13 protein-coding genes are annotated in these 12,572 nt (G+C 64.0%); 11 read left to right on the forward strand and 2 right to left on the reverse strand.

What is annotated here, in order from left to right; all coding sequences use genetic code 11:
- Window positions 1-23: 23 nt before the first annotated feature.
- The 3 genes from AADV58_RS15340 (at window position 24) to AADV58_RS15350 (ending at window position 3,862) form a co-directional block, all read left to right on the forward strand.
- The gene (locus AADV58_RS15340; RefSeq protein WP_341743617.1) at window positions 24-1,694 is read left to right on the forward strand and encodes a methyl-accepting chemotaxis protein; all 1,671 of its coding nucleotides are present in this window, start codon (window positions 24-26) and stop codon (window positions 1,692-1,694) included.
- 203 nt (window positions 1,695-1,897) lie between these two features.
- Window positions 1,898-2,158 (forward strand): hypothetical protein, encoded by a 261-nt coding sequence (locus AADV58_RS15345; RefSeq protein ID WP_028994402.1) that lies wholly within the window; start codon window positions 1,898-1,900, stop codon window positions 2,156-2,158.
- Between the two features lie 69 nt (window positions 2,159-2,227).
- On the forward strand, window positions 2,228-3,862 hold the full coding sequence (locus AADV58_RS15350; RefSeq protein ID WP_341743618.1) for a nitroreductase family protein: 1,635 nt from the start codon (window positions 2,228-2,230) through the stop codon (window positions 3,860-3,862).
- Window positions 3,863-3,872: 10 nt separating this feature from the next.
- On the opposite strand, the gene crcB is transcribed toward AADV58_RS15350, so the two are convergent.
- Window positions 3,873-4,262 (reverse strand): fluoride efflux transporter CrcB, encoded by a 390-nt coding sequence (gene crcB / locus AADV58_RS15355; RefSeq protein ID WP_341743619.1) that lies wholly within the window; start codon window positions 4,260-4,262, stop codon window positions 3,873-3,875.
- A gap of 168 nt (window positions 4,263-4,430) precedes the next feature.
- Here crcB and AADV58_RS15360 point away from each other — a divergent pair, with 168 nt between their 5' ends.
- The 8 genes from AADV58_RS15360 to AADV58_RS15395 all read left to right on the forward strand — a co-directional run bounded on the left by AADV58_RS15360 (window position 4,431) and on the right by AADV58_RS15395 (window position 11,241).
- Entirely contained in the window at window positions 4,431-6,002 is a 1,572-nt protein-coding gene (locus AADV58_RS15360; protein ID WP_341743620.1) for an inorganic phosphate transporter, read from the forward strand.
- 66 nt (window positions 6,003-6,068) lie between these two features.
- Complete coding sequence (locus AADV58_RS15365; RefSeq protein WP_341743621.1) at window positions 6,069-7,865, forward strand: glutamine--tRNA ligase/YqeY domain fusion protein; 1,797 nt, start codon at window positions 6,069-6,071, stop codon at window positions 7,863-7,865.
- A 1-nt stretch (window position 7,866) separates the two neighbouring features.
- Window positions 7,867-8,058: a hypothetical protein gene (locus AADV58_RS15370; protein ID WP_341743622.1), complete on the forward strand. Its 192-nt coding sequence runs from the start codon at window positions 7,867-7,869 to the stop codon at window positions 8,056-8,058.
- A complete protein-coding gene (locus tag AADV58_RS15375) occupies window positions 8,055-8,540 on the forward strand; it encodes a nucleotidyl transferase AbiEii/AbiGii toxin family protein (RefSeq protein ID WP_341743623.1) in 486 nt (161 codons plus the stop codon). Before AADV58_RS15370 ends, AADV58_RS15375 begins: the two co-directional genes overlap by 4 nt.
- On the forward strand, window positions 8,533-8,730 hold the full coding sequence (locus AADV58_RS15380; RefSeq protein WP_028994395.1) for a hypothetical protein: 198 nt from the start codon (window positions 8,533-8,535) through the stop codon (window positions 8,728-8,730). Before AADV58_RS15375 ends, AADV58_RS15380 begins: the two co-directional genes overlap by 8 nt.
- Window positions 8,730-9,899 (forward strand): Eco57I restriction-modification methylase domain-containing protein, encoded by a 1,170-nt coding sequence (locus AADV58_RS15385; RefSeq protein WP_028994394.1) that lies wholly within the window; start codon window positions 8,730-8,732, stop codon window positions 9,897-9,899. Before AADV58_RS15380 ends, AADV58_RS15385 begins: the two co-directional genes overlap by 1 nt.
- Window positions 9,896-10,708, forward strand: a complete 813-nt coding sequence (gene pyrF / locus AADV58_RS15390) for an orotidine-5'-phosphate decarboxylase (RefSeq protein ID WP_028994393.1) — start codon at window positions 9,896-9,898, stop codon at window positions 10,706-10,708. The genes AADV58_RS15385 and pyrF overlap by 4 nt, the downstream gene beginning before the upstream one ends.
- Window positions 10,708-11,241 carry a protein disulfide oxidoreductase gene (locus tag AADV58_RS15395; RefSeq protein ID WP_028994392.1) on the forward strand — a complete coding sequence of 178 codons (534 nt, stop codon included), beginning with the start codon at window positions 10,708-10,710 and terminating at the stop codon, window positions 11,239-11,241. Before pyrF ends, AADV58_RS15395 begins: the two co-directional genes overlap by 1 nt.
- Window positions 11,242-11,244: 3 nt before the next feature.
- Here the strand turns inward: AADV58_RS15395 and AADV58_RS15400 are convergent, their stop codons facing one another.
- Window positions 11,245-12,561, reverse strand: coding sequence for an ATP-binding cassette domain-containing protein (locus AADV58_RS15400; RefSeq protein ID WP_341743624.1), 1,317 nt, complete (start codon window positions 12,559-12,561; stop codon window positions 11,245-11,247).
- Between the last annotated feature and the right edge of the window lie 11 nt (window positions 12,562-12,572).

A 12,572-nucleotide genomic window follows, 5' to 3' on the forward strand; every position in this document is an offset into this window, starting at 1 on the left:
TGTCATATTCTTGCCTTCAAAAAATGCAAAACTACCGAAATTGGCAACCATTTGGAGACATAACCGTGAGTATATTCAGCTTTTCCAGCATGAAGGGGCGCTTGACCCTGTCCGTCTTGGTCGCCCTGCTTGGCCTGATCCTGCTCGGCACCTTCCAAATCCTGCACCTACGCGCACAATTGCTCGAGGACCGCAAAGCCACGCTGAACGCTGCCGTCGACATCGCGACAAGCACGATCAAGGCATTCCACGAACAGGAGACCAAGGGGGAGCTCAGCCGCGAACAGGCGCAAAAGCACGCTACCGATGCGCTGCGTGGCATGCGCTACCTCGGGCCAGAATATTTCTACGTCTACGACAGCAAGGGGATGGGCGTGATGCACCCGATCCGTCCCGAGTACGTTGGCAAAAGCCACTGGGATCGCCAGGACAAGCAGGGCAACTACACGGTCCGGGATCTGGTCAAAACCGCACTCGACAAGACCGGGTTCACGGAAACACAAACTGCCAAGCCCGGAAGCGAAGCACTGGTTCCAAAATTGCAGCGAGTGGAGCATTTCGCCCCATGGGACTGGGTCGTGGGTACCGGCTTGTACATTGACGACCTTGATGCATTGTTTTACCAACAGTTGCGCAACGCCGGCATCGTCATTGGCCTGATTCTGTTGCTCGTCGGCGGCATCACCTGGTGGGTTGCTCGCTCGCTGCTTGCTCAGATCGGCGGCGAGCCGGCGCTGGCAGTGGCAACGATGAGCAAAGTTGCCGCCGGCGACCTGACCGTCACGATTGACCGAACAATCCCGGGCAGCCTGCTTGGCGAACTCAACCAATTGGTCGAGGCTTTACGCCGGATGATGGCCAATATTTCCCAGAATGCCTCCCAGGTCGCAGCAGCTGCCCAGGAAATTTCCGACACATCCGCCCGCGTTGCCGACGCCGCTTCGGCCCAGACCGACGCAACGCAGACAATGGCAGCTGCCATGGAAGAACTCACCGTTTCGATCACTCACGTTTCCAGCAACGCTGGCGAAACAGAAGAACACGCCAGCAGCGCTGCCGAGCTCGCCGATCAGGGCGAACGCAGCGTCGAAACAGTCGCCGCCAATATCGCGACCATGGCCGGGACCGTCGGCGAAGCCGCCGAAAAGGTACGCACACTCTCAGCCAATGCACAGGAGGTCGCGCGTATCGCCTCGGTGATCAAGGATATTGCTGGACAAACCAATCTGCTCGCCCTGAACGCTGCCATTGAAGCCGCCCGAGCAGGCGAACAGGGACGCGGCTTTGCCGTCGTTGCCGACGAAGTACGGGTACTTGCCGAGCGCACCGAAAAAGCAACGCTGGAAATTTCCGGTGTCGTAGACCGGATCCAGAGAGAAACGCTGAATGCAGCCCGGGTGATGGATACCGCCTTGCCAGAAGCGGAACAGGCACGCACGACCGCTGGCGAGACGACTGAACTACTGCATCGTATTGCCGAAGGCTCACGTGCCGCCCAAAGCCTGGTCCGCGATGTTGCAGCCTCCACCCGAGAACAAAGCGAAGCGAGCACTTCGCTGGCTCAGCAGGTCGAACGCATCGCCAACCAAGTCGAAGACACGGGAGAGAGCATGCGCACAACAGCACAAGCTGCCCAATCGTTACTTGATACTGCCCGCAACCTGAGCGCTGAAACGGCACGCTTCAAAGTCTGAGGCCCGCAAGGTTATGGTTTTCCCTTCGTTGCCAAGTGCTTCCACAACAAGGCGGAAAACAATGTCCGGGTGATCCTGCAGGCGGTACCGACGCTGACGCTGGCGGAACGGCTTCCCCGGCTGGCACGCCGATTGCACGCACCGGTAAATGTCCCTGCCGGCGTCGAATTTGCGACACACCGCCCACCCCACTGGAGCCAGCCATGCCCGCCACCACCCTCGATTGCAAGGGCCTCACCGTCGCCAACGGCGACTGTGTCCGCATTCTCTCCATCACCCCCGACCCGGATCTCGATGAGGACGAGCTTGATCTGTTCATGAACATGATCGGATCAAGCTGCGAGGTCGAGCGGATCGACGCCGATGGCGCCGCTTGGGTCGTCGTCTGGTGGAGTTGCAGCGATGGCAGCGTGACAACCCAGGTCGGCCTCTACCCGCACCAGATGGAAAAGGTCACCCGCTAGGCCGGCACGCGATGGCAAACGGGCCCGCGCCTTCGCCAAGGGCAATCTAACAAGGAAAGAAGCTGCGTCGTGTCGGATACCCCACAAAACCCCTTGCGCACCTATCATGCGCAAACCAAACATCATTACGATGCCTACGCCGAAGGCCCGGGCCAGCTGGACTGGGATGCCCAGCCGGCGCCCTTCCGCCATTACCCCGGGGCGCCACGGCTTGAATTGCCGCTGACCGCCGAACGGTTTGATCGCCCTTACGGCCAGTTGCCGGAAAAACCGCAAAACCCCGTCGCTGCCGACCTGGTCAGCCTGGGGGCCCTACTCGAACTGTCGCTGGCCATTTCCGCCTGGAAAAGCTGGGGTCCGAACCGCTGGGCACTGCGCTGCAATCCCTCGTCGGGCAACCTGCATCCGGTCGAAGCCTGGGTACTGACCGGCGGACTGCCCGGCGTGACGGACGGCGTGCATCACTACGACCCCGAGCAACATGCGCTGGAGGGCCGGGCGTTGACCGCGCCGAGCGGCGAAGGCCCCTGGCTGGCGATCGCACTGAGCAGCGCCATGTGGCGCGAGGCATGGAAATACGGTGAGCGCGCTTTCCGCTATTGCCAGCTCGATGTCGGTCATGCCGTCGGCGCCCTCGCCTACGCCGCGGCGCTGCTCGGCTGGGAGGCGCGGCCACGGACAATCACCGGCGACGACCTCGGGTACTTGCTCGGCCTGGATCGCCCCGACGATTTTCCCCCTTCGCGCTACAGCTTCACCGAGAACGAGGAAGCGGAAATCCTGCTGACCCTCCACGGCCCCGGCCTGAGCACCATGCCACCGGTCGAGCACTTGCGTCAGCGTCTGGCCGGCGTCATCTGGCAAGGGAGTCCAAGCCGGATTGACCCCGCACCTGGCTACCGCTGGCCAGTCATCGACCAGGCGGCCGCTGCCAGCCGTTTCTTGCGGTCGACCGCAGAAAACCCCCTCTTTTCGCCGCTACCGCCACTCGCCCCGCACCCGACATCTGCGAGCACGGCCAAGCTGATCCGGCAAAGACGCAGCGGCCAGCGCTTCAACCCGAACAGCAGCCTGCCCAGTGCCGGTTTCTACCGGATGCTCGACGCCCTGCTACCGCGCCCGCAAGCACCGTTCACCGCGCAGGAAGCCTGTCCACGCATCCACCTGCTGCTGTTTGTGCTGCGCGTCGACGATCTGTCGCCCGGTCTCTACCTGCTGCCGCGCACCCCCGCCGCCGCCAGCGATCTGCCGGCAGCCATGCGCCCCCATTTTCCCGAACTGCGCCGGGTCGAGCACGCTCCGCCACAGCTCGGCCTGATCCAGCTCGCCGAATTCGGGCTGCAAGCCTTGCAGCGCCTCGCCCGCAGCCTTTCCTGCCATCAGGACATCGCCTCGAACAGCGCGTTCTCGCTCGGCATGCTGGGTGAATTCGACGAGGCGACCCGTGACGGTTACGGCTACCGTGAATTGTTACGCGAAGCCGGTCTGGTCGGTCAGAGCCTTTACCTCGAAGCCGAAGCGGCCGGCGTACGCGGCACCGGCATTGGCTGTTTCTTCGACGACCCGGTTCACGAAGCCTGCGGCCTCGCCGGCACGCGCTGGCAAAGCGTTTATCACTTCACTGTCGGCACGCCAATCACTGACTCACGCATCGAAACCTCGCCGCCCTACCCACAACGCCGGCAGGAGCAAAAGCTTCGCTGAGGAACGCGGCCTACGACCAGATCCGCGTCGCCCCAACCGTCATCAGCCCCAGCCAGGTCGCGGTCAGCGAACCGGCCAGGTGGATCGAGGCCAGACCCAGGGCCAGCATCGGCTGGTTCGACAGCAGCCGCTCGACCACTTCGGCGGAGAAAGTCGAAAAGGTCGTCATGCCCCCCAGGAAGCCGGTGATGACGAACAGCTTCAGGGCCAGCGGCAAGCCGGAATTGAGATGAAAGACTCCGACGGCGATACCGACCAGGTAACCGCCGGCCACGTTGGCCGCCAGCGTCCCCAGTGGCAGGGACAGGAATAGCGGATTGAGCGCCAGGCCAAGACCCCAGCGCACCCAGGCACCCAGCGCGGCACCCGCACCCACGGCAGCAAATCCGATTGCATTCATGGGGGCATTCTAGCGCGACGCCAAGCCTGGCGACACCCAGGGCGACGATAACAAAATCGAAACAAAGCTGTCACAATAGCGCCTTTTTGAAACACCGAGCATCGTCGCACCCAGAAACGATGCCATGACCTCATGGTTACGCCCGCATCGCGGGCCAGGGAGAAATGCATGGAACTGAAGGACTTCAACGATATCGAGAAAGCCACCAAACGTGGCCGGCGTGAGTTTTCCCGTCTTGGCATCGGTCTGCTCTTCGTCGTCTGCATCATGATCTACACCGCGCTTGGCGTCGGCGTCACCGGCACCCAGGGCATCATGCTGGTGGTAGCCGCGATGATCGGCGGCTACATGGCAATGAACATCGGCGCCAACGACGTCGCCAACAACGTCGGTCCGGCGGTGGGTTCACGCGCCATCACGATGACCGGCGCCATCATCATCGCCGCCATCTTTGAAGTCATGGGCGCGCTGATCGCCGGCGGTGACGTGGTATCGACCATCCGTGGTGGAATCATCAATCCGGCAGCAATCTCCGACAGCAACCGCTTCATCTGGATGATGACCGCCGCCCTGCTGGCCGGCGCCCTGTGGCTGAACTTCGCCACCGCCGTCGGCGCCCCGGTATCGACCACCCATTCCATCGTCGGCGCCGTGCTCGGCGCCGGTGTTGCCGCCGGCGGCATGGAAGCCGCCAACTGGGGCACGATGGGCAGCATTGCCGCCAGCTGGGTCATTTCGCCGGTGCTCGGCGGCGCCGTTGCCGCGGGATTCCTGTACTGGATCAAGCGCTCGATCACCTACAAGCCGGACATGGTCGAAGCGGCAAAGAAAACCGTGCCTGTCCTGATCGGCCTGATGGCATTTGCCTTCAGCACCTACCTGATCCTCAAGGGCCTGAACAAGATATGGAAAGTCGACTTCTGGACGGCAAGCGCCATTGGCGCCGGCATCGGACTGCTGACCTGGTTCCTGATGGGCGTCTCGATCAAGGGTAAAGCTGCCAGCCTGAGCAACAGCAAGGCCAGTATCAACTCGCTGTTCACCATGCCCCTGATCTTCGCTGCCGCCTTGCTCAGCTTTGCCCACGGCGCCAACGACGTTGCCAACGCCATCGGCCCCCTGGCCGCGATTGCCGATACCGTCGCCCATGGCGAGGTTCACGGCAAGGCCGGCATTCCGCTGTGGATCATGCTGGTCGGCGCCATCGGCCTGGCCGTCGGTCTGGCACTGTACGGCCCCAAGCTGATCCGCACCGTCGGCAGCGAGATCACCGAACTCGACCAGATGCGCGCTTTCTGTATCGCCATGTCGGCCGCCCTGACCGTCATCATCGCTTCGCAGATGGGCCTGCCGGTCAGCTCGACGCATATCGCGCTGGGTGGCGTTTTCGGGGTCGGTTTCCTGCGCGAATTCATCAAGAGCAACTACTCGCAGATGATCGACGAGATCAAGGAGCACCATCTCGGCACCGACAAGGAAGTTGTCGAAACCTTCCTCAACCGTTTTGCCAAGGCCAGCATCAAGGAAAAGCAGGAAATGCTCGACCAGTTGAAGGCCCGCACGGCCCAGGCCGACCTGTCGAAGTACGAGCGCAAGCAGATGCGCAAGGTCTATCGCCACGAACTGGTCAAGCGCTCGGCTGCATTCAAGATCGCTGCTGCCTGGATCATCACCGTGCCGGCATCGGCGCTGATGGCAGCGATGATCTACTTCATGATTTTCGGCATCGTACACGCCTGATCCGGGGCCGGCGGCTGGTAAAATCGGGGCTTTGTGGCTCAACACATCGCCCCCGAACAGCACCTCATGTCAAAAGAAACCTCTGCGCCAGTCGCCGCCGCCAATTTCATCAAGAACATCGTCGAGGCCGACCTCGCTGCCGGCAAGCACGCCCAGCGCCGTTGGGCCGGCGGCCCCGGTCTCGCCGCCGACCATGCAGCGGCACCGCTCGACGCGGCGAAGATCCGCACCCGTTTCCCGCCCGAACCGAACGGCTACCTGCACTTCGGTCACGCCAAGTCGATCCTGCTCAACTTCGGCCTCGCCCGCGAATTCGGCGGCCGCTGCCACATGCGCTTCGACGACACCAACCCGGAGAAGGAAGAGCAGGAATACGTCGATTCCATCCTCGACGCCGTCAAATGGCTGGGCTGCTCGTGGGCTGACGACGCCGAGGACAACCTCTACTACGCGTCGAACTACTTCGACTGGATGGTCCAGTTCGCCGAATACCTGATCTCCGCCGGCCACGCCTATGTCGACAGCCAGTCGGCCGAGGAAATGCGCGCCAACCGCGGCACGCTGACCCAGGCCGGCAAGGATTCGCCGTTCCGCAACCGCTCGGTCGCCGACAACATGGACCTGTTCAAGCGCATGCAGGCCGGCGAATTCGCCGACGGCGCCCACATCCTGCGCGCCAGGATCGACATGGCCTCGGCCAACATCAACCTGCGCGATCCGGCCATCTACCGCATCCGCCACGCCACCCATCACAACACCGGCGACAAGTGGTGCGTCTATCCGATGTACACCTTCGCGCACCCGATCGAGGACGCGCTCGAGTGCATCACCCACTCGATCTGCACGCTCGAGTTCGAGGACCAGCGCCCGTTCTACGACTGGCTGCTCGAACGCCTGGCCGAAGGCGGCCTGCTGCAACGGCCACTGCCGCAACAGATCGAATTCTCGCGCCTGAATCTGACCTACGTCGTCCTGTCCAAGCGCAAGCTGATCCAGCTGGTCGAGGAAAAACACGTCGACGGCTGGGACGACCCGCGCATGCCGACCCTGGTCGGCGCCCGCCGCCGCGGCTATTCGCCCGAGGGCTTCCGCCTCTTCGCCGAACGCATCGGCGTCTCCAAGCACGACTCGCTGATCGACTACGTCGTTTTCGAGGACGCCATGCGCGAAGTCATGAACGAGGCCGACGAACGCCGCGTTGCCGTGCTCGACCCGCTCAAGCTGATCATCGACAACTATCCCGAGGGCCAGTTCGAGGACTGCCACGCCCCCAACCATCCGCTCAAGCCGGAACTCGGCCAGCGCACCATGCCCTTCGGCCGCGAGTTGTGGATCGAGGGCGAGGACTTCCAGGAGGTCCCGGAAAAGGGCTTCCGCCGCCTCTTCCCGGGCAACAAGGCGCGCCTCAAGTACGGCTACATCGTCGAATGCACCGGCTGCGACAAGGACGAGAACGGCAAGGTGATCGCCGTGCATTGCACCTACCTGCCCGAGACCAAGTCGGGCACCCCCGGTGCCGACAGCATCAAGGTCAAGGGCAACCTGCACTGGATTTCGGCGGCACATGCCTGCCCGGCCGAAATCCGCCTCTACGACCGCCTGTTCTCGGTGCCGGCACCGGGCAGCCGACGCGAAGGCGACGCCCCCGACCTCGAACGCAACTTCCTCGACGACCTCAACCCGGATTCGCGCAAGGTCATCACCGCCATGCTCGAACCCTCGCTCAAGGATGTCCAGCCCGAACAGCGCTTCCAGTTCGAACGGCACGGCTACTTCGTCGCCGACCGCATCGACTCGCAACCGGGCACGCCGGTCTTCAACCGCGCCGTCACGCTCAAGGACTCGTGGGGCAAGGGTAGCTGAGATGGCGGGAAGCTGGGGTTGTCCGCACGAGGTCGCTGACCGCTGCACGAAGATCAACAATCTGCCGTGCAACCCCGGCATGAAGGGCTGCGAACTCGCCGGCCGCTACCGCTTCGTCGACGAGAGCAAGAACGAGCGCTACTGGGAAAAGAAGGCGCGCGAACAGGCCGGCGCCGAAGGCGCAAAGCAATGATCTACCTTGACCTTTTCCGTGCGCTGGAGAAACACCAGGTTCGTTATCTGCTGGTTGGTGGTTTGGCAATGAACCTGCACGGCGTCCCCCGCATGACGATGGATGTCGATCTCGTGCTGGCAATGGACGAAGACAACCTGGATCGTTTCATCGCCTGTGCCGGCGAACTCAATCTCACGCCCAGCGCCCCCGTACCGCTCAACGACCTGAAAAAACCTGAGCAACGCAGACTCTGGCACGAACACAAGCGGATGATCGCCTTCGGCCTGCAAAACCCCCAGGCCCGCATTCCAACCATGGTCGACATCCTGATCGCTCCTTGCATCGATATTGGCCTGGCGATGCAACGTGCGGTCGTTCGCGATCTGGACGGCACGCCAGTGACCCTGGCCAGCATCGACGACATGATCGCGCTAAAAAAGGGAACAGGGCGAGCGCAGGACGAAAGTGACATCGAGCACTTGGAGCGTACGCGTGGCTGAACGGCAGGACTCCCCCCAAGGCGGTTACCGTTACTTCGTCAGCGATGAGCAACTCGCCGCCTTCGCCCGGCTGACGCCCCTGCAGCGCCTGGAATGGGTCGAGGCCGCACGGGAATTTACCTGGCTCGGCCAGACCACAGAAACCCGCGCACGACACGAACGCCTCCGTCAGGGAAAGCCCATCGCCTGATGCCGCTCGACGTCGAACGCCTCGGCCAGGTCTTCACCCCGCCCAGCGTGGTGGAGTTCATGCTCGGCCTGTGCCGCAACCGTGGGCGAGTGCTCGAACCGTCGGCCGGCGACGGTGCGTTCTACCATGCGCTGCAGGCGCGCGGCGCCGAGCTCACCGGGGTCGAGATCGACCGCCGCGTGGCCCCGGCCGGTGCCCGCGTCATGGATTTCTTCGCGCTGCCGGAAAGCGAGCGCTTCGCCACCATCGTCGGCAATCCGCCCTATGTCCGCTACCAGGACATCGCCGCACGTACCCGCAAGAAACTGAAATCGCCGCTGTTCGACAAGCGCAGCAACCTGTTCCTGTTCTTCATCGAGAAGTGCATCCGCCACCTCGAGCCGGGCGGCGAACTGGTCTTCATCGTGCCGCGCGAATTCATCAAGCTGACCTCGGCCCGAAAGCTCAACGCCTGGCTGTTCGCCCAGGGCAGCATCACGCATTTCTTCGAGACCGGCGATGTCCGCGTCTTCGCCGGGGCGACGCCGAACTGCTGCATTTTCCGCTTCGAGAAGGGCCGTTTCGACCGGCGCATGGACGACGGCCGGACCTTCACCGAAGTGGACGGCCAGTTGATGTTCCTGCGCGAAAACCACGGCGTGCGCCTGTCCGACCTGTTCGACGTGCGCGTCGGCGGCGTTTCCGGTGCCGACCCGGTATTCCGGCACGCCGAGGGAAACCTCGATTTCGTCTGCTCGAAGACCGCCGACACCGGCGAGACGCGGCGCATGATCTACGGCATCGAACACCCCGCCCTGCTGCCGCACAAGCAACGCCTGCTCGCCCGCCGCGTGCGCAAGTTCGACGATAGCAACTGGTGGCACTGGGGCCGCCATTTCCCGATCAACGACGATCCGCGCATCTACGTCAACGGCCGCACACGCAAGCCGACGCCGTTCTTCCTGCACGACTGCCCGAATTTCGACGGCTCGGTGCTGGCACTGTTCCCGAAAAACCGCCGGATGCGTCGCCGCGACCTGATCGAGTGCACGATGATGCTCAACCACGAAGTCGACTGGCAGCAACTCGGCTTCGTCTGCGACGGCCGCTTCCTGTTCACCCAGCGCAGCCTGCAGACCTGCCTGCTGCCAGACAAGTTTTCCCGCTATCTGCCAAAGGACGAAACATGACCTTTACCGAACAACTCGCCGCCGCCTGGCAAAAGAACGACTCGCAGCTCTGCGTCGGCCTCGATCCCGATCCGGCCAAGTTCCCGGCACACCTGAAGGGTCGCGATGACGCCATCTTCGAATTCTGCAAGACCATCGTCGACGCCACGGCCGACCTCGTCTGTTCGTTCAAGCCGCAGATCGCCTACTTCGCCGCCCGCCGCGCCGAAGACCAGCTGGAAGCGCTGATCGCCCACATCCACGAGCGGCATCCCGGCATCCCGGTGATCCTCGACGCCAAGCGCGGCGACATCGGTTCGACCGCCGAGCAGTACGCAGTCGAGGCCTTCGAGCGTTTCAAGGCCGATGCCGTCACGGTCAATCCCTACATGGGCCGCGATTCGGTCGAGCCCTACCTGGCCTTCCCGGACAAGGGCGTGATCCTGCTCTGCCGGACCTCGAACGCCGGCGGTTCCGACCTGCAGTTCCTCGATGTCGGCGGCGAAAAGCTGTACGAACGCGTCGCCCGCCTGGCCGCCGAACAATGGAACACGACCGGCCAGATCGGCCTGGTGGTAGGCGCCACCTTCCCCGCCGAAATCGCCCGCGTGCGCGCAATCGTCGGCGAGATGCCGCTGCTGGTGCCCGGCATCGGTGCCCAGGGCGGCGACATCGAGGCCACCGTCAAGGCCGGCCGCACTGCGGCGGGTACCGGCCTGATGATCAATTCCTCGCGCGCCATCCTCTACGCCGGTAAAGGTGAGGATTACGCCAGCGCCGCGCGTCTTGCCGCGCGCGAAACGCGCGACGCGATCAACGCCCACCGCTGATGCCGGAAAACGCCGGGAAAAAACCGCGCTGGCGCCGCTGGGCGCTGGAAATCGCCCTCTTCGTCGCCGCCTTCCTCGCCTTCCAGGCCTGGCAGTTGCGCGACACGGCGCGCGGCCCGGCACCGCAGTTCGCCGGCGTGCACACCGATGGCCAGGCTTTCGACCTCGCCGCCTGGCGTGCTGCGCATCCCGGCCAGCCGCTGCTGATCTATTTCTGGGCCGAATGGTGCCCGATCTGCAAGACCACCGCCGGCAGCGTCGAAAACATCGCCGCTGATCGTCCGGTGATCACCGTCGCCACACAGAGCGGCGACGCTGCGGCAGTCGCGCGTTTCATGGCGGCCAACGGCTACCGCTTCCCGGCCCTGCCCGACCCCGCCGGGGCGATCATGAAAAGCTACCGCCTGCCCGGCACGCCTGGCTTCGTCGTACTGGCGCCGGACGGCCAGATCCGCTTCGTCTCGGTCGGCTACACAAGCGAGATCGGCCTGCGCCTGCGCCTGCGGTGGGCCGGCCTCGGCGCCACCACCTGAACGCTACATGCCGAGGTAAGCGGCGCGCACCTGTTCGTTGGCGATCAGTGCCTGGCCGCTGTCGGTCAGCGTCACCGCGCCGGTTTCCAGCACATAGCCGCGGTCGGCGATGGCCAGCGCGGCAAAGGCGTTCTGCTCGACGAGCAGGATGGTCATGCCCTGTGCCTTCAGCGACTTGACGACGTTGAACACCTCCTCGACCAGCAGCGGCGCCAGGCCCATCGACGGTTCGTCGAGCAGCAGCATCTTCGGCCGCCCCATCAACGCCCGGCCGATGGCCAGCATCTGCTGCTGGCCGCCGGACAGCGTACCGGCCGGCAGGTGGCGCTTTTCCTTGAGGATCGGGAACATCGCGAAGACCTTTTCCAGTTCCGCCTCGACCCCGGCCTTCGGCTGGGTGTAGGCGCCCAGGCGCAGGTTGTCCTCGATCGACAGCGGACCGAACACCTGCCGCCCTTCCGGGCTCTGGCAAATGCCGCGGCGCACGCGCTGGTCGGCACGTAGGCCGCTGATGTCCTCGCCGTCGAAGAAGATGCGCCCGCCGCTCATCGGCTGCACGCCCGACAGGGTGCGCAGGAAGGTCGTCTTGCCGGCGCCGTTGGCGCCGACCAGAGCGACCAGCTCGCCCTTGCGCACTTCGAGGTCGATGCCCTTCAAGGCCTTGATCCGGCCGTAGCAGCTTTCCAGGGCGCTGACGTGGAGCAGGATGTCGCCGGCCGCGTAGTGGCCGCCGGGTTCCAGCTCGCCGCCGCTGTGCGCGCCGAGGCCCACCGATTCCGGCGCCAGGCTGGCGATGCGGTGGTAGAGCTGGCGGTACTCGACCCGCGCCTGCTCGCCGAACAGCGGATCGTCGTTATCGGCAAAAGCCCGGTCGATGCTCTCCCAGTCCTCGGCGGTCAGCACCTCGCGGGCCAGCGGCATGGCGTCCTTTTCCTCGGTCCGGATGTGCGCCTTCAGGCTCTGCGTGTAGATGCGCAGGGCGCCGATGAACTCGGCGTTGCCCAGCGTCCCGGCCGCGGTCGCCGCCAGTTGCGCGCGCAACGAGCGCAGCACTTCGGGACCGTTGCGGTGCTCGGCCTGCAGGCGGTCGAGGACAGCTGCCGCTTCCGGGCTGCGCAAGCGCAGCGCCGGGAACAGGTGATCGTCTTCCTTGGCGTGATGGCAGGCGTCCATGAAGTGCTCGATGTAGTCGAAGACCGAGCTGAAGAAAGCCGGGTCGACCGGTTCGCCGGCTTCCATTTCCAGGGCGACGGCGTCGAGCGTAGTGGCGATGCGCCAGAGATTCTGGTGTTCTTCGGTGATGATGGTCAGTGTTTTCATGTCTCGTCCCT

The organism is Azonexus hydrophilus (assembly GCF_038368255.1).
Classification (GTDB): domain Bacteria; phylum Pseudomonadota; class Gammaproteobacteria; order Burkholderiales; family Rhodocyclaceae; genus Azonexus; species Azonexus hydrophilus.

Excerpts from the sequence above, each read along its gene's own strand:
- AADV58_RS15360 (WP_341743620.1), top strand. The coding sequence starts at position 4,431 with ATGGAACTGAAGGACTTCAACGATATCGAGAAAGCCACCAAACGTGGC.
- AADV58_RS15375 (WP_341743623.1), top strand. The coding sequence starts at position 8,055 with ATGATCTACCTTGACCTTTTCCGTGCGCTGGAGAAACACCAGGTTCGT.
- pyrF (WP_028994393.1), top strand. The coding sequence starts at position 9,896 with ATGACCTTTACCGAACAACTCGCCGCCGCCTGGCAAAAGAACGACTCG.
- AADV58_RS15340 (WP_341743617.1), top strand. The coding sequence starts at position 24 with ATGCAAAACTACCGAAATTGGCAACCATTTGGAGACATAACCGTGAGT.
- AADV58_RS15370 (WP_341743622.1), top strand. The coding sequence starts at position 7,867 with ATGGCGGGAAGCTGGGGTTGTCCGCACGAGGTCGCTGACCGCTGCACG.
- AADV58_RS15385 (WP_028994394.1), top strand. The coding sequence starts at position 8,730 with ATGCCGCTCGACGTCGAACGCCTCGGCCAGGTCTTCACCCCGCCCAGC.
- AADV58_RS15345 (WP_028994402.1), top strand. The coding sequence starts at position 1,898 with ATGCCCGCCACCACCCTCGATTGCAAGGGCCTCACCGTCGCCAACGGC.
- AADV58_RS15365 (WP_341743621.1), top strand. The coding sequence starts at position 6,069 with ATGTCAAAAGAAACCTCTGCGCCAGTCGCCGCCGCCAATTTCATCAAG.
- AADV58_RS15395 (WP_028994392.1), top strand. The coding sequence starts at position 10,708 with ATGCCGGAAAACGCCGGGAAAAAACCGCGCTGGCGCCGCTGGGCGCTG.
- AADV58_RS15400 (WP_341743624.1), bottom strand. The coding sequence starts at position 12,561 with ATGAAAACACTGACCATCATCACCGAAGAACACCAGAATCTCTGGCGC.
- crcB (WP_341743619.1), bottom strand. The coding sequence starts at position 4,262 with ATGAATGCAATCGGATTTGCTGCCGTGGGTGCGGGTGCCGCGCTGGGT.